16 protein-coding genes, 3 tRNA genes and 1 pseudogene are annotated in these 14,319 nt (G+C 58.7%); all 20 read left to right on the forward strand.

The window, feature by feature from the left end:
- Positions 1 to 88: IS3 family transposase (locus ERD78_RS17800; protein ID WP_129970584.1), on the forward strand; the 88-nt coding region annotated here is incomplete at its 5' end.
- Positions 89 to 493: 405 nt separating this feature from the next.
- Positions 494 to 829, forward strand: a complete 336-nt coding sequence (locus tag ERD78_RS17810) for a type II toxin-antitoxin system RelE/ParE family toxin (RefSeq protein ID WP_129971097.1) — start codon at positions 494 to 496, stop codon at positions 827 to 829.
- On the forward strand, positions 826 to 1,140 hold the full coding sequence (locus ERD78_RS17815) for a helix-turn-helix domain-containing transcriptional regulator (RefSeq protein ID WP_129971099.1): 315 nt from the start codon (positions 826 to 828) through the stop codon (positions 1,138 to 1,140). Before ERD78_RS17810 ends, ERD78_RS17815 begins: the two co-directional genes overlap by 4 nt.
- A gap of 216 nt (positions 1,141 to 1,356) precedes the next feature.
- On the forward strand, positions 1,357 to 2,835 hold the full coding sequence (miaB, locus tag ERD78_RS17820) for a tRNA (N6-isopentenyl adenosine(37)-C2)-methylthiotransferase MiaB (protein ID WP_129971101.1): 1,479 nt from the start codon (positions 1,357 to 1,359) through the stop codon (positions 2,833 to 2,835).
- Positions 2,832 to 3,839 carry a PhoH family protein gene (locus ERD78_RS17825; RefSeq protein WP_129971103.1) on the forward strand — a complete coding sequence of 336 codons (1,008 nt, stop codon included), beginning with the start codon at positions 2,832 to 2,834 and terminating at the stop codon, positions 3,837 to 3,839. The genes miaB and ERD78_RS17825 overlap by 4 nt, the downstream gene beginning before the upstream one ends.
- Positions 3,829 to 4,305 carry an rRNA maturation RNase YbeY gene (gene ybeY, locus ERD78_RS17830; RefSeq protein WP_129971114.1) on the forward strand — a complete coding sequence of 159 codons (477 nt, stop codon included), beginning with the start codon at positions 3,829 to 3,831 and terminating at the stop codon, positions 4,303 to 4,305. Before ERD78_RS17825 ends, ybeY begins: the two co-directional genes overlap by 11 nt.
- A 144-nt stretch (positions 4,306 to 4,449) precedes the next feature.
- Positions 4,450 to 5,331, forward strand: a complete 882-nt coding sequence (locus tag ERD78_RS17835; protein ID WP_129971116.1) for a CorC family transporter — start codon at positions 4,450 to 4,452, stop codon at positions 5,329 to 5,331.
- Positions 5,321 to 6,988, forward strand: a complete 1,668-nt coding sequence (gene lnt / locus ERD78_RS17840) for an apolipoprotein N-acyltransferase (protein WP_129971309.1) — start codon at positions 5,321 to 5,323, stop codon at positions 6,986 to 6,988. The genes ERD78_RS17835 and lnt overlap by 11 nt, the downstream gene beginning before the upstream one ends.
- 55 nt (positions 6,989 to 7,043) lie before the next feature.
- On the forward strand, positions 7,044 to 8,000 hold the full coding sequence (locus ERD78_RS17845) for a tripartite tricarboxylate transporter substrate binding protein (RefSeq protein WP_129971118.1): 957 nt from the start codon (positions 7,044 to 7,046) through the stop codon (positions 7,998 to 8,000).
- 3 nt (positions 8,001 to 8,003) lie between these two features.
- Complete coding sequence (locus tag ERD78_RS17850; protein WP_129971120.1) at positions 8,004 to 8,486, forward strand: tripartite tricarboxylate transporter TctB family protein; 483 nt, start codon at positions 8,004 to 8,006, stop codon at positions 8,484 to 8,486.
- Positions 8,487 to 8,490: 4 nt separating this feature from the next.
- Positions 8,491 to 9,987 carry a tripartite tricarboxylate transporter permease gene (locus tag ERD78_RS17855; protein WP_129971122.1) on the forward strand — a complete coding sequence of 499 codons (1,497 nt, stop codon included), beginning with the start codon at positions 8,491 to 8,493 and terminating at the stop codon, positions 9,985 to 9,987.
- Positions 9,988 to 10,151: 164 nt separating this feature from the next.
- Positions 10,152 to 10,227, forward strand: a tRNA-Ala gene (locus ERD78_RS17860).
- 75 nt (positions 10,228 to 10,302) lie between these two features.
- Positions 10,303 to 10,378 (forward strand) — tRNA-Glu (locus tag ERD78_RS17865).
- A gap of 27 nt (positions 10,379 to 10,405) precedes the next feature.
- Positions 10,406 to 10,482: transfer RNA gene (locus ERD78_RS17870), tRNA-Asp, on the forward strand.
- A 447-nt stretch (positions 10,483 to 10,929) separates the two neighbouring features.
- Positions 10,930 to 11,223: a CopG family ribbon-helix-helix protein gene (locus tag ERD78_RS17875; RefSeq protein ID WP_129971124.1), complete on the forward strand. Its 294-nt coding sequence runs from the start codon at positions 10,930 to 10,932 to the stop codon at positions 11,221 to 11,223.
- Entirely contained in the window at positions 11,220 to 11,618 is a 399-nt protein-coding gene (locus ERD78_RS17880) for a type II toxin-antitoxin system RelE/ParE family toxin (RefSeq protein WP_245152523.1), read from the forward strand. The genes ERD78_RS17875 and ERD78_RS17880 overlap by 4 nt, the downstream gene beginning before the upstream one ends.
- A gap of 192 nt (positions 11,619 to 11,810) precedes the next feature.
- A pseudogene (locus ERD78_RS17885) lies at positions 11,811 to 12,130 on the forward strand (helix-turn-helix domain-containing protein).
- Between the two features lie 172 nt (positions 12,131 to 12,302).
- The gene (locus ERD78_RS17890) at positions 12,303 to 13,445 is read left to right on the forward strand and encodes an XRE family transcriptional regulator (RefSeq protein ID WP_209020034.1); all 1,143 of its coding nucleotides are present in this window, start codon (positions 12,303 to 12,305) and stop codon (positions 13,443 to 13,445) included.
- Complete coding sequence (locus tag ERD78_RS17895; protein ID WP_180029224.1) at positions 13,435 to 14,073, forward strand: PIN domain-containing protein; 639 nt, start codon at positions 13,435 to 13,437, stop codon at positions 14,071 to 14,073. Before ERD78_RS17890 ends, ERD78_RS17895 begins: the two co-directional genes overlap by 11 nt.
- Positions 14,018 to 14,299 (forward strand): nucleotide-binding domain-containing protein, encoded by a 282-nt coding sequence (locus tag ERD78_RS20275; RefSeq protein WP_425331548.1) that lies wholly within the window; start codon positions 14,018 to 14,020, stop codon positions 14,297 to 14,299. Before ERD78_RS17895 ends, ERD78_RS20275 begins: the two co-directional genes overlap by 56 nt.
- Positions 14,300 to 14,319: the final 20 nt, after the last annotated feature.

Genomic DNA, 14,319 nt, shown 5'->3' on the forward strand with positions numbered 1-14,319 from the left:
CATTCACTACTACAATCACGACCGCATCAAAATAAAACTAAAAGGCCTGAGTCCGGTGCAATACCGTATTCAGGCCTTGGCCACCTAATCTGTAACCGTCCAACTTCTAGGGGTCAGTTCAGATTGGCCGCCCCTTTTTTCATTTCACCGAGGTGTGGGCTATCGCCCCGACGGCACCAATCCGTGCCGCCACGTTCCGATGCGCCCCAACCGCAAGGCCATGCGCTACGTCCATACTGAGGATGACCCGGTATGCAAGGCGGCAGAACAGGTGGTGAACCAGCGCAAGACGATCACCGGCGCATCGCCACGCTCCGCCGAGGCGACGGCATGACCCCGCAGCCGCTTGCCGCAGGCCAGTCAATTCGCCAGTCGGTGTCTGGCGAATCCTGCACAAGGCGCCGTCTGCCTAAATTGTCGTGTCGCTGAAATGACAATTCGGGCAGGGGTCGGCCGTCACCTCATCTTGACTTTAATTCGTCTATAAACGAAAATGACCACATACCGAATCGAGCACTATCTGACGGCAGATGGGCAGAGGGATCTCTACATCGACTGGCTGGGCCACCTGCGGGATGGCAAGGCCAAGGTGGCGATCATCCGGCGTGTGGCCCGCATCGAGCAAGGCAACTTTGGCGATCACAAGTTCTGTCGTGATGGCGTGTGGGAGCTACGCATCGACGTTGGGCCAGGCTACCGAGTCTATTACGCCCTGTCCGGGCAGCGGCTCGTACTGCTGCTCTGCGGTGGCGACAAGCGCACGCAGGACACGGACATCAACCGTGCGGTGGACTACTGGCGGGACTGGCAACGGAGAACCGACGAATGAGAAGCAGAACTCATGACAATGCAATGGCCGAGATGTATCGCAATGACCCGGCGCTCGCGCTCGACGTCATCAACGGCATTTTGGAGGACGGGGAACAGGCTGAACTGCTGACTGTGCTGCGCCAGCTCACGCAGGCGTTCGGCGGCGTGCAGGCAGTGGCCGAACAGGCTTGCCTGAACCCGACGCAGCTCTATCGCACACTCTCACCGAAGGGTAATCCGGCACTGAACAGTCTGACCGCTATTCTCAAGGCGATGGGACTGCGACTAGCGGTGCAACCGATAGACTCAACGCCAGCGCAAGCAGCCTAAGAAATCCTGTTGAAGCCTTTTAACTTAACGCCTCAGTCTGTCGACTGCACACTCCTGCTGATCTCTTTCTTAGCTGAAGCTCCATCCAATCTTTCAGATCCTCATAGCTGGTCTTGCTCAACTGAGCCGGCCATTTGTTTTTCTTTCTTCGTGCGGCAGTACAATAAGGGTTTTTATCGCGGCCCCCGGGATCAACACCCGTCACGGCCTTCAGACATGCAAGAAATCAATCTCAAGCGCACGCCAAGCGGCGATGCCTCGGGCGCCAGCATTACGCCCTCCCCTGCCGTCATGGCGGAATCCGCGTCCTCCCGTCAGGCCTCCTCCCCGACAGGCCAAGGCCAACGCAAACTGTTCATACGCACCTTCGGCTGCCAGATGAACGAGTACGACTCCGAGAAAATGGCGGATGTGCTGCGAGAAGATCAGGGTGTCGTGCTTACGCAAGACCCAGAGGAAGCCGACATCATTCTCTTCAATACCTGTTCCGTGCGAGAGAAAGCACAAGAAAAAGTGTTTTCCGATCTAGGAAGAGTTCAGCATCTGCGCAAGTCCAAGCCCGGCCTCATTATCGGCGTGGGTGGCTGCGTGGCCAGTCAGGAAGGCGAGGCCATTGTGCGCCGCGCACCTTATGTGGACGTGGTGTTTGGCCCGCAAACGCTGCATCGCCTGCCATCACTCATCGCACAACGCAAAGCGTCAGGCCAGCCACAAGTCGACATCAGCTTTCCAGAGATCGAAAAATTCGACGCGCTCCCTCCCGCGCGCGTGGAAGGGCCGACCGCGTTCGTGTCCATCATGGAGGGCTGCAGCAAGTATTGCAGCTTCTGTGTCGTGCCCTATACGCGCGGCGCGGAAGTGTCGCGCCCTTTCGACGACGTGCTCATCGAAGTGGCCGACCTGGCTGACCAGGGCGTCAAGGAGGTCACGCTACTGGGCCAGAACGTCAATGCCTATCGCGGCCCGATGAGCGGCACGAACGAAATCGCCGATTTCGCCATGTTGCTTGAATACGTACACGATATTCCCGGTATCGAACGCATTCGCTACACCACGTCGCACCCCAAGGAAATGACCACGCGCCTGATCGAGGCGCACGGCAATCTGCCCAAACTGGTGCCGTTCCTGCACCTGCCGGTCCAGGCGGGCAGCGACGCCGTGCTGGCAGCCATGAAGCGCGGCTACACGACGCTGGAATTCAAGTCCATTGTGCGCCGTCTGCGCGCGGCGCGTCCCGGACTGACACTGTCCTCCGATTTCATCGTGGGCTTTCCGGGGGAAACCGAGGCCGATTTCGAGAAAACGATGAAGCTCATCCGCGATGTGGGGTTCGACACCTCCTTCTCCTTCATCTATTCACGCCGCCCCGGTACGCCGGCGGCAGACCTGCAGGACGATACACCGCGCGAACTCAAACTTGAGCGCCTGCAACGCCTGCAGTCGCTCATCAACGAACAGGCGGCGATCATCAGCCAGGCAATGATAGGCACGACGCAGCGCGTTCTGGTGGAGAAGCCCTCCCGGCGCGATCCCGGAGAGCTGTCCGGGCGCACCGAGAACAATCGCATCGTCAATTTCGCTGGCCAGCCCCGATTGATCGGGCAGATGATAGACGTGCGCATCACGCAGGCATTCAGCAACTCGCTGCGCGGCGAGATCGTGACGCGCGACTCACTCACAGAGGAGCGGGCATGACGGCGGCATCGCGCAGAAAGCCGGTTCATCTCACGCTCGAGGGCGACAACACGCACCTGGCCAATCTGTGCGGGCCGCTGGACGCCAATCTGCGCCAGATCGCAGATGGCTGGAACGTCGCCATACAGCGGCGCGGCAGCCATCTGACCATCACTGGCGACAAGGCGCGTGCCGCGGCCGGCGCCATAGACATTTTCCACCGTCGCGCCGTGCACAAGGCGCTTTCCGTCGACGATATTCAACTGGGCCTGGTGGAATTGGGCGCGCGCATGGCTGAAAATGATGGCGATGCGCAGCAGGCCGACACGCTGCCGGAACTGCCTCCCGTGGACGACATGAGCCTTTCGCTGCGTACACGCAGAACGGACCTGCGTCCCCGCACACCGCGCCAGCGCGACTATCTCAACGCTATTCTTAAACACGACATTACCTTCGGCATCGGCCCGGCCGGTACAGGCAAGACCTGGCTGGCCGTGGCCTGCGCCATCGATGCCCTGGAACGCGAGGCTGTGCAGCGGCTCGTGCTCACGCGTCCCGCTGTCGAGGCAGGAGAACGGCTGGGCTTCCTGCCTGGCGACCTCGTCCAGAAGGTCGACCCCTATCTGCGTCCGCTCTACGATGCGCTCTACGATCTCATGGGTATAGAGCGCGTGCAGCGGTTGTTCGAGAAGCAGACTATCGAGATCGCTCCACTCGCCTATATGCGCGGGCGCACGCTCAACCACGCCTTTGTCATACTCGACGAAGCTCAGAACACCACGCCGGAGCAAATGAAAATGTTCCTCACCCGCATCGGTTTCGGCAGCAAGGCGGTCATCAATGGCGATCCGTCCCAGGTCGATCTGCCGCGCGGGCAGGCGAGCGGCCTGACCCACGCCGTGGACGTGCTGGAAGATGTGCAGGGCATCGCCACGACCCGGTTCACCAGCCGCGATGTGGTGCGCCATCCGTTGGTGGCGCGTATCGTGGATGCATACGAAAAAGCGGGCGACCATGTCTCCTGAGCCTTCGCCCGGCCTGACCCTCGCCGTTCAATACGCGGTGAAAGCCGAAATGCTGCCGCGATGGCGGCTGCGGCGCTGGGTGGCGCAGGCAGTCAGGATGGTTGCGCAGACGCGGCCGATGACAGGCGTCATGCTGACACTGCGGCTGGTGGACAGTGATGAAGGCCGCGAACTGAACAATACATACCGCGGCAAAGACTACGCCACCAATGTGCTGACCTTCGAATATGGCATCGATCAGCAGGGCGTCGCCAGCGGCGACATCGTCCTGTGTGTTCCGGTTCTGTACCGGGAGGCCGAGAAACAGGGAAAACCCCTACTCGATCATGCCGCTCATCTGGTTGTGCATGGCGTGCTGCATGCCCTGGGCTATGATCATATTAAGCGGGACGAGGCACAGCGCATGGAGGCCCTGGAAGCCGCCATTCTGGCCCGCATGGGCTTGCCCGACCCTTACCAGGCATGAGGCCAGCTCGCATCCGCACGCGGCCCGGCCAACAGCAGCATCTTCGCCAGTGCAGCCTGGTGCCGGCCAGCCACGCCGATGCATCCCTGACCGGCATCGCATTATCGGTTATCCTAATCATTCGTGTATTCAGTCCCCTGGACAATGTCAGACCCTAGTTCACCCGACGCCGAGCAGCGCCCGGCGAAAAACAGCAAGTCCCTGTTCCAACGTCTTACGTCCTTCATGCGGCCAACAGAGCCCGCCGACCGCGAAGACATCAAGGCCGTGCTCGAGGCCGCCCATGATCGCAAAGTCCTCGACGGCGAAGCCTACGCCATGATTTCCGGTGCGCTGGATGTGGCCGAGCAGACCGTGGCCGACATCATGGTTCCACGCTCCAAAATGGACATGCTGGACATCAGCAAGCCGCTGTCCGAGATTCTTCCAGAAATCATCGAAACCGGGCACTCTCGCTTCCCCATTTACGAAGACGATCGGGACAACATCGTGGGCATACTGCTTGCCAAGGATCTGCTTCTTTCGGTCAGCAACCCGTCCATAGACCTGCGCCCGCTGGTGCGCCCCGCCGTCTTCATTCCTGAAACCAAACGCCTGAACGTGCTGCTGCACGAGTTCCGCATCAGCCGCAATCATCTGGCCATCGTAGTCGACGAACATGGCGGCATCTCAGGCCTGGTGTCCATGGAGGATGTGCTCGAACAAATTGTCGGCGACATCGAAGACGAATACGACGAAGACGACGAAAAGACCATATTCCAGACCGGCACCAACAGTTGGCGTGCAATGGGCATCACCGAGATCGAAAACTTCAATGTGCATTTCGGCACGCATCTGCCCCACGAAGACTACGATACGATCGGCGGTTGGCTTGCCGCGGAATTGGGGCGCATACCGCGACGCGGTGACAGCATCAATTATGAAGGCCTGAATATCACGGTCGTTGGCGCCGATGCGCGCCGGGCGCTGTGGCTGCACATCCAGCACCATGCCGCCAAACCGCCCGCTCCAGCCGATGCCGCCTGACCAGCGCTCCAGCACCTCGATACTGAGCCGGGCTAGCGGCCCGGCCGTGCTTCTCGTACTCGGCACAATCCACGCGCTGTCGTTTTCGCCCGACCCCCTGCCCCAGTGGCTGCTGCCGTTCATACAGATTTTCGGGCTGGCCTTCCTCGCTCATCATGTCTTTCTGGCCCGCCGCATGCGCGACGCGGCAGCCGGCGCATTCTTATTCTGCTTCGCCAACTTCGCTGTCGGGATGTACTGGCTCTACATCAGCATGCACGACTACGGCGCAATGGCCGCGCCCTTGGCCATTGCGGCAGTGGCTGTGCTCGCTGCCATCATGGCGCTCTATGGCACATTGGCTTGCGCAGCGAGTTGGTGGTTGGGTGCCAAATATCTGGATGCGCGCGCCAGCTACCAGCGGCATCTGCTTCTGGCCGCCACCTTCGCATCGTGCTGGACCGCGGCCGAATGGCTGCGCGGCACGCTGTTCACTGGTCTGCCTTGGCTGAATATCGGTTACGCGCATGTAGAGGGCATGCTGGCACCGTGGGCTCCCATCATCGGCGTCTATGGCGTGGCATGGCTTGCCGCCTTTGCCTCCGGCGCAATCGGGCTGCTGGCCCTGGCCAGAAACTCAAGCAATGACGCCAGAGCCGCGGTAGGTGTCGGCATAGCCATCCTTACTGGACTGATCGGCATATTCCTGCACCATGTGCAATGGGCCCAACCGCAGGGCAAGCCGCTCATTGTGCGCCTGGTGCAAGGCAACGTGCCGCAATCCGAGAAGTTCGATCCCGGCCTGATGGTACAGGGACAGATCGACTATCTGAGCCTTGCGGAGCTTGCGCCCCGTGCGCCGGATGGCAAGCCCGATATCATCGTGCTGCCCGAGACCGTGGTGCCACTTTTCCAGGACGACGTCGCGCCAGAACTATGGGACCGATGGCTCGATGTGGCCCGCATGCAGGACGCGAGCCTGATCCTGGGCGTACCGCTGCACGACTATGTCCAAGGCCGCGAGCGCTTCACCAACAGCGTGATCGGTGTCAATGCCAATACCCCTCGCCAGGCCATCATTGATGCCAATCCGGCCATGCGCTACGACAAGCATCACCTGGTCCCCTTCGGCGAATTCGTGCCAGCGGGCTTCCGATGGTTCGTGGACGCAATGACCATCCCCCTTGGCGACTTCGATCGCGGCCCGGTGCGTCAGCGGCTGTTTACCATCGACGGCACTGTCTTCGCCCCCAATATCTGCTACGAAGATGTCTTTGGCGAGCAGATCATCGCCTCTGTGCGAGACAGCGACAGGCTAGGCCCTGGCGCCAATGTACTGGTCAATGTCAGCAATCTGGCATGGTTCGGCGATTCCTGGGCGCTGCGCCAGCATCTGCAGATATCCCGTATGCGGGCCCTGGAAACCGCGCGGCCCATGTTGCGTGCAACGAACACGGGGATGACCGCCGCCATCGACCCCGATGGCAGCATACGCGCGGTGCTCGACCCGCTGCAAAAAGGCGTGTTGGACGTCGAGGTTCAAGGCATGACCGGCATCACGCCCTACGTCCGCTGGGGCGACCGGCTTGCGCTCGGCTGGACTGTGTTATTCCTGATACTGGCGCTGGCCTTGCGCAGACGGCCTCTCACAGGTGACGAACAGCACAATAAGGGGTAGAGTGCAGGAAAGGCTTGCAAACGAAATGCGCTACACCCAGTAGCAGGAGACATACATGACGTTTCTTACCCGATTCTGTTCCGCTGTCGTTGCAGCACTCATGCCTCTCGCCGCGGTGCTGGCTGATCCAGCCATCGTCATGGCTCCCGGCGGTGCGGGAGGCGGCTACGATGCCGCGGCGCGTGTTCCTCTGCAGGTCATGCAGGAAACAGGCATTTTCACCGACGGCTCGCAAGTCACCAATAAAGGTGGCGCTGGCGGCACCATCGGACTCGCCGAGTTCGTCCGCACAGCCAAGGGCAACGACAACGCCATCATGTCCATTGGTTCCATCCTGGTTGGCGCCATCATCCTGAACAAGTCGCCTGTTTCACTTGACGACGTCACCCCGCTGGTACGCTTGACGGATGACGCGGGTGCCGTGGCAGTGCCAGCCGACTCTCCCTTCAAGACGGTCAAAGACCTTACCGCCGCCCTGGCAAAGAACCCCGGCGCAACCCCTGTGGGCGGAGGCTCCATTGGCGGCGTCGATCACGTCACCGCCGCCTTGCTTGCCAAGGCCGCAGGCCTGGATCCCCGGAAAATCAACTACGTGCCTTATACAGGCGGTGCGGAAATGATTACCGCGCTGGCTGGAGGCCAGCTGAAGGCAGCCATCTCCGGCCTTTCCGAACTCAAGCCGTATGCCGACCAGGGCAGGCTGCGCATCATCGCGGTCACCTCCGAACAGCGTCTGCCCGGCGTCGATGCGCCGACGCTCAAGGAATCCGGCCTGGATGTCGTCATCGGCAATTGGCGCGGTATTGTCGGTGCGCCAGGCATGTCGGACAAAGGCAGGAAAATGTGGCTGGACCGCTTTGCCAAAATGCACGATACGCCAGAATGGAAAAAGGCACTGTCCGATCATGAATGGACGGATGCATACCTTGCAGGGGACGATTTCGCCGCCTTCCTGGATCAAGAGAAAGTGCGCCAGACTGAGGTCCTGAAATCGGTCGGGCTGGTGAAATAACACATGGGATCCCAACCCCGCCGACCGTGGTGGCTGGGGCTGCTTGTCGTGGCGATAGGTCTGCTCTGGTTCTATGAGGGCTGGAGCATGCCGCAGTTGGGTGGCTATGCAACGCTGGGGCCCGGCTTTTTCGTCAGCGTTCTCGGTGCCCTGCTCATCCTGTTCGGCATCATACTGCTGGTGCAGATAGGCCGTGGCGAAACATTTGTGCCCCAGGATACCGAGAATGCCGAAGCCGGCGCCAAGGCAGCCTGGCCATCTTTCATGTGGGCCGCCGGTGCCGCAGCCATACCGTTGCTGACCATGACACGGCTTGGCTTTCCCTTGACCGCCATGCTTTCATTCGCGATGGTGACGCGCGCATTCGGCTCGCGCAAAATCCTGCTCGACTGCGGCATCGGGCTGGCCCTGGGCATCATCAGTTGGCTTGGATTCAGCAAGCTGGGCGTGAGCCTGGGCGGTGCCCTGCCGCTGGCGGGATGGTGAGCATATGGACTCGTTCTACTCCCTGATACAAGGCTTCGGCTTTGCATTGCAACCCGAGAATCTGTTCTGGGCGTTCCTCGGCTCCATGCTCGGCACAGCCATCGGCGTGCTGCCCGGCATCGGCCCCGCTCTCACTATCGCCCTGCTCCTGCCTATCACCGTGAAAGTCGCACCCACCGCGGCCTTCATCATGTTTGCCGGCGTGCTGTACGGCGCCATGTACGGCGGCTCCACCACCTCCATTCTGCTGAACACGCCAGGTGAAAGTGGATCCATGATGACCGCGCTGGAAGGCAACAAGATGGCCAAGAATGGCCGCGGCGCGGCGGCCTTGGCCACTGCGGCCATCGGTTCGTTCGTGGCCGGCACCATTGCGACCCTGGGCATCACCTTTCTTGCCCCGCTGATAGCCGAACTGGCATTCGTGTTCACCGCCGCCAATTATTTCGCATTGATGGTCCTATCGCTCATGTCCGTGTCGGTGGTGCTGGGCACGTCACGCGTGCGGGGCTTTATCGCGTTGTTGCTTGGCCTGGCATTGGGCGTGGTGGGCATAGACCCGCAGACGGGGCTGGCCCGGCTGACATTTGGCTCGCCCGCCCTGCTGGACGGCATCGAGCTCACCGTGGTGCTGGTCTCGATGTTTGCTGTTGGCGAAATTCTGTATGTCGCCAGCCGGTTTCGCAATATGCCGCCGCAGATAAACCCGCTGGCCGGCGGCAGCTGGATGACACGCCAGGATTGGAAGCGTTCCTGGAGGCCCTGGCTGCGCGGCACATTTCTTGGCTTTCCCATCGGCGCGCTACCGACCGGTGGCACCGAAGTCCCCACGTTTCTGTCCTATACCATAGAGCGGCGTCTGTGCAAGCATCCCCAAGAGTTCGGTAATGGCGCCATCGAAGGCGTCGCTGGGCCGGAAGCAGCCAACAACGCCGCCGCGGGTGGCATCCTGGTGCCGCTGCTCACACTGGGCCTGCCCACTTCAGCCACAGCCGCCGTCCTGCTGGCTGCGTTCCAAAGCTACGGACTACAGCCCGGCCCCTTTCTCTTTACCAACAGCCACGATCTGGTATGGGCAGTCATAGCCTCCCTCTATATCGGCAACATCATGCTGCTGGTATTGAATCTGCCGCTGGTCGGGCTTTGGGTACGCCTGCTGCTCATCCCCCGGCCCTATCTGTATGGCGGCATCCTGATTTTCGCCATGGTCGGCATCTGGGGAATATCCACGTCGTGGATGGACCTGTTGGTGATGTTCGTAGTCGGCTTGGCGGGCTACGTCATGCGTGTTTACGATTTCCCCATTGCTCCCGTCCTCATCGGCCTCATCCTCGGGCCCATGGCCGAAACCCAGTTGCGCCGGGCATTGGCCATTGGCAACGGCAGTCCTCTGGCCCTTGTTTCCGACCCCTTGTCCATCGTGTTACTGAGCCTGGCTGCCGCGGTCCTGCTGCTGCCGCTCCTCCTGCGGCGGCTTCGGGCGGCCGCGAACAGCCAATAGACAGATGCCGCCTCACCCGTGCCCTGCCTGTCTTTTGCCAATGAAAAGTGCCGGCATCCGAAGGCGGACAACGCCGCGTTGCATTGGCTACGGCCAGCGCGTCAACTTGCAAGCGATAAAAATTTCGTGCATAATCTCGCTTCTTCGCTAGTCAATCTAGTTCCGGGGGTATAGCTCAGCTGGGAGAGCGCTTGCATGGCATGCAAGAGGTCAGCGGTTCGATCCCGCTTACCTCCACCATCAAAGCGAAGATGCGCCGCAAGGCAGCAAGAAGTACCGCGTGTTTGATATGCTAGAATGCGCAACTTATGTCCTGTCCCCTTCGTCTAGAGGCCTAGGACACCACCCTTTCACGGTGGGTACAGGGGTTCGAATCCCCTAGGGGACGCCAGGTTTCCTGGTCTACGGCAACCGCTGCGGAGCGGTAGTTCAGTTGGTTAGAATACCGGCCTGTCACGCCGGGGGTCGCGGGTTCGAGTCCCGTCCGCTCCGCCAAGAAATTCAATGAAATCAAGCGCTTACATCAATGTGAGTGCTTTTTTTTCGTCTGGGTTTTGTTCCAAAGTCGGTGTTTTTGTTCCAAAGTTTGGCTTTTTCGACTTTCTGTTTGGCTGGAAAGCCGCGCCAGGCCTAGCTTTCCGAGTTGGGCCATCTCAACGAATACCGGCTCAAGTTGCCGGTATCTATACCCCTATTCCCCACTGATTCATGTGCCCAAATGGAGGCGCATTTGTGTAGCGCGTGAGCGTATTTCCGTTCCTATCTAGGGTGCCAAAGAGCCTCCCTACGCTAAGACTTCTCCGGCGCTTGATAGATATTTGAAACGACATGCTCAATACAAACAATCCGATACTGAAATGCTATTCCCACCGCATACAATGCCTGGCACCCGACAACGTGTTATGATGCACTATATTTGTAACACATAAGAGGGCAAACGACATGAGCGAAGCCACCTTTACCTTTAGAGTCGATGAAGCCCTGAAAACCGAGTTTTCCACCGCAGCGAAAGCCCGCGACCGCAGTGCCGCGCAGCTCCTGCGCGACTTCATGCGAGATTTCGTGCGACAGCAAGAGGAAGCGGCAGCGCATGACGCCTGGTTCCGTCGCCAGGTACAAATCGGCCTGGACTCGGCCAATGCTGGCGACGTAATTCCAGCGGCGGAAGTCGAAGCCGAAGCCGAATCTTGGCGGGCTGAAATGCGCCTGAAGATGGCCGGTGTTACTACATCGTGAAGCTGGTCTGGACACGGCCAGCACACGCTGACAGAAGGAAAATACGGGAATACATCGCGCAGCACGCTCCGGCTGCTGCGTTGGCCTTGGATGAACTGTTTTCAGAGAAAGCTGGCCTGTTGCTTGATCATCCCGGCCTGGGGCGGACTGGCCGGGTGCCTGGCACCCGCGAGTTAGTCGCTCACCGGAATTACACTCTGATTTACGACACGGCTGGCGATGTGGTGCGTATCCTGCGTGTCCTGCACGCAGCCAGGCAGTGGCCACCGCGCTATACGATGGACGAACTGCCGGAAGGGGCTGAAGCCTCCGTGACCTACCCGCTGCCGCCAAAAGAACGCGAATGGGTCGATGCGCCGTCAGTCGGCCGAGAATGGCCCAACGACGAGAATTAAAGAGTCCGAAAAATATAGATGCTCAAGCGCAAGTGATGAAGATCGAGAGTGGAATCGCTTTACTCCCGCTTTATCAAGAGCGAGGAAGACGCTCAGGCCTCCATCGCCATGCACGCTGCCAATGGCATCACCCAGGTCCGCCTGGAAGGTGGCCTCGAAACGTTATCGAGACCTATTACAGGAGCTAAGCAAATGAGCAACCAACGATTTGCGAGCATCTGGGATGCCATCGAAGACACCCCCAGGAAGAAGCGGAGAACATGAAGCTTCGGTCGGTCCTCATGACAGCACTGAAGCAGCACATAGTTCGCGCCAAGATGGATCAGGCCGAAGCCGCCAAGCTTTTTGGCGTGACCCAGCCCCGCGTCTCTGACCTGATGCGTGGAAAAATCAATGTTTTTGGTCTTGATGCACTGGTCAATATGGCCGCTGCCGCTGGACTGCACATTGAGATGCGCGTACTTGAACCTACCGTGAGGCGATGCCTGCACGATAGCACACGTGAAAGATAGGTCCTCGCTCAGAACCGGGTTCAGAGCTTGGCACATTGTGTATTGCGCATTACACAATGTGCCAAGCCCTCCCCTTCCTGGCATCGATCCATGTAAGAGCAATACCCGCACAATATTGATACACTCCTTTACATTGCAGGTACTCAGTGCCGCGACAATACAATGAAATCCAATGACTATAAATCTTCAAACCCTAGGTACGAAGCTGTCAAAATACCGCAGTCAGGTTACTCAGACTGTTGAGGAGGTAGCGAAAGCCACCGGTATCGAGAGTAGCCGTGTGCGCTCAATTGAGAGCGGTGTGCAAGAACCGACTGGCGACGAGATTCTCATCTTGGCTGATCATTACCGCTGCGATTTCAAATTCTTCATCAGCGACGAGCAATCCACGCCTTTCGAGCAAACAGAGATCCTCTACCGAGCACATGGCCGAGACTTCTCGAAGGAGGATCGCATTGCGATTCAGGAGTTCCTCTACCTATGCGACACTGAAGAGTTTCTGATGCAGGAACTCGGGAGGAGGACGCAGCCCTTCAGCTTTCAGCGAACTGGCACGTATCTCAAGGGGCATGGAGAGGCTGCTGCTGCAGCTTTCCGCACTGCGATGGGTCACAACGACCGGCAGGTGCCACGGGACATTTACGAGGAGTTCCGTTCAGCCGGTGTGCACGTTTTTCGGCGGAAGCTCGGAAACTCTGCGATTTCGGGTCTATTCATCATGCACCCCACAGCCGGTAAATGCGCCTTGGTGAACTACAGCGAAGACATCTACCGGCAACGGTTCAGTGCTGCACACGAAATGGCACACGCAATCTTCGACAGCGCCTCGGGGCCACGCGTTACCTACTTCCAAACACAGGGGCTCGACATGCTAGAGGTGCGTGCCAATCGCTTTGCCTCTTGCTACCTTATGCCGCCCGAGGTGTTGCGCCGTCTTCCTGAGCCAATCGTTTGGAGCGAGGCAGATGCACAGCGTTGGGCAAATGAATTCCGAGTAAGTTGTGACGCCTTGGGTATTGCACTCAAGGAAGCGAAACTTGCCGACGCCAGGTCCAGTAAACGCATCCGTGGTTATCGAGTGCCCCGCGAATCCAAACTTGACCCTGAGCTTCCTGATTCCCTTAATGATGCACAGCGTAAGCGAAAAACCGCACTTCTTGAGCGTGGCCTTTCGGATCATTATGTAGGTCTTTGTTTTGATGGGTACAAGCAGGGAGTGATCAGTCTCGGTCGCTTAGCAGAGGCGCTACTCTGTAGTCGCGCGGAACTCAGCGAACTCTCAAAGCTTTATGGGCGGAGCCTGTATGTCAATTGACCCTTCCAAGTTTCACTCAGTCAATGTCACCGACACCTGTTCGGTTTGGAACATTCTTTCTTCGAACCGCCTGCGCGCAGCAACCAAGGAGGCTCACTGCTACTTCTGCATCACATCGTTCGTCCATTACGAGTGCATGATCAAACCAAGGAAATCCCCAACTGAGGCTGACAATGAGCTGCGCAGACGTTTACAAACCGAGCAGCAACGCGGCTCTTTTCCCGTTCATTCGTGCAGTATTGAAGATCTCCAAAGCGTGAAGCTACTAGAAAGCCGTAGGCGACTGGGTATGGGCGAGATTTCTTCTATTGCGTTTGCAATGAAAAACCGTCAGGCCGTGCTTACCGATGACCAGAAAGCGCGGAAACTAGCGGATGAGGCAGGGCACAACCTAGTGCAGACGACCCCTCATTTGTTCTCATGGCTAATATTCACGCGGAAGCTGAATGACTCAGACGTGCAGATCGTCATTGACGAGCACAAGGCGTTAGAAGGCGACTTAGCACGACATCTGGAAAAAGGCTATGAGATAGCGCTGGAATGCCAACTCAATACTCGCCCTATCAACTCCGATACACCGTCCGACTCATCCCAGCCGACGCAGGCGCCGCTGGAGTCAGGCGGCTAATTCCAGCGTATCCTCAAATGGCAGGTCATCTGGCAACCACTATGTTGAAGTCTATGCTGTACAAGATCGTGTTTGTGTTGCACGTGAGCGTATCTCCGTCCCCATTGAATCTCAAAAGCGCTCCCCAACCGACAACAGTGAAGTGAATTATTCACACAACACTGCTGTCGAATATGATGGTAAAGTTTTAGATAGCCCAATAAAATTTTTCTTGTCGCACCTATGAATGCCCAAGCCCGCCGACTG

It is taken from the genome of Allopusillimonas soli, from assembly GCF_004153445.1.
Taxonomy (GTDB): Bacteria; Pseudomonadota; Gammaproteobacteria; order Burkholderiales; family Burkholderiaceae_B; genus Allopusillimonas; species Allopusillimonas soli.

Coding starts and splice junctions, on each gene's coding strand:
- ERD78_RS17810 (WP_129971097.1), top strand. CDS start 494: ATGACCACATACCGAATCGAGCACTATCTGACGGCAGATGGGCAGAGG.
- ERD78_RS17815 (WP_129971099.1), top strand. CDS start 826: ATGAGAAGCAGAACTCATGACAATGCAATGGCCGAGATGTATCGCAAT.
- miaB (WP_129971101.1), top strand. CDS start 1,357: ATGCAAGAAATCAATCTCAAGCGCACGCCAAGCGGCGATGCCTCGGGC.
- ERD78_RS17825 (WP_129971103.1), top strand. CDS start 2,832: ATGACGGCGGCATCGCGCAGAAAGCCGGTTCATCTCACGCTCGAGGGC.
- ybeY (WP_129971114.1), top strand. CDS start 3,829: ATGTCTCCTGAGCCTTCGCCCGGCCTGACCCTCGCCGTTCAATACGCG.
- ERD78_RS17835 (WP_129971116.1), top strand. CDS start 4,450: ATGTCAGACCCTAGTTCACCCGACGCCGAGCAGCGCCCGGCGAAAAAC.
- lnt (WP_129971309.1), top strand. CDS start 5,321: ATGCCGCCTGACCAGCGCTCCAGCACCTCGATACTGAGCCGGGCTAGC.
- ERD78_RS17845 (WP_129971118.1), top strand. CDS start 7,044: ATGACGTTTCTTACCCGATTCTGTTCCGCTGTCGTTGCAGCACTCATG.
- ERD78_RS17850 (WP_129971120.1), top strand. CDS start 8,004: ATGGGATCCCAACCCCGCCGACCGTGGTGGCTGGGGCTGCTTGTCGTG.
- ERD78_RS17855 (WP_129971122.1), top strand. CDS start 8,491: ATGGACTCGTTCTACTCCCTGATACAAGGCTTCGGCTTTGCATTGCAA.
- ERD78_RS17875 (WP_129971124.1), top strand. CDS start 10,930: ATGAGCGAAGCCACCTTTACCTTTAGAGTCGATGAAGCCCTGAAAACC.
- ERD78_RS17890 (WP_209020034.1), top strand. CDS start 12,303: ATGACTATAAATCTTCAAACCCTAGGTACGAAGCTGTCAAAATACCGC.
- ERD78_RS17895 (WP_180029224.1), top strand. CDS start 13,435: ATGTCAATTGACCCTTCCAAGTTTCACTCAGTCAATGTCACCGACACC.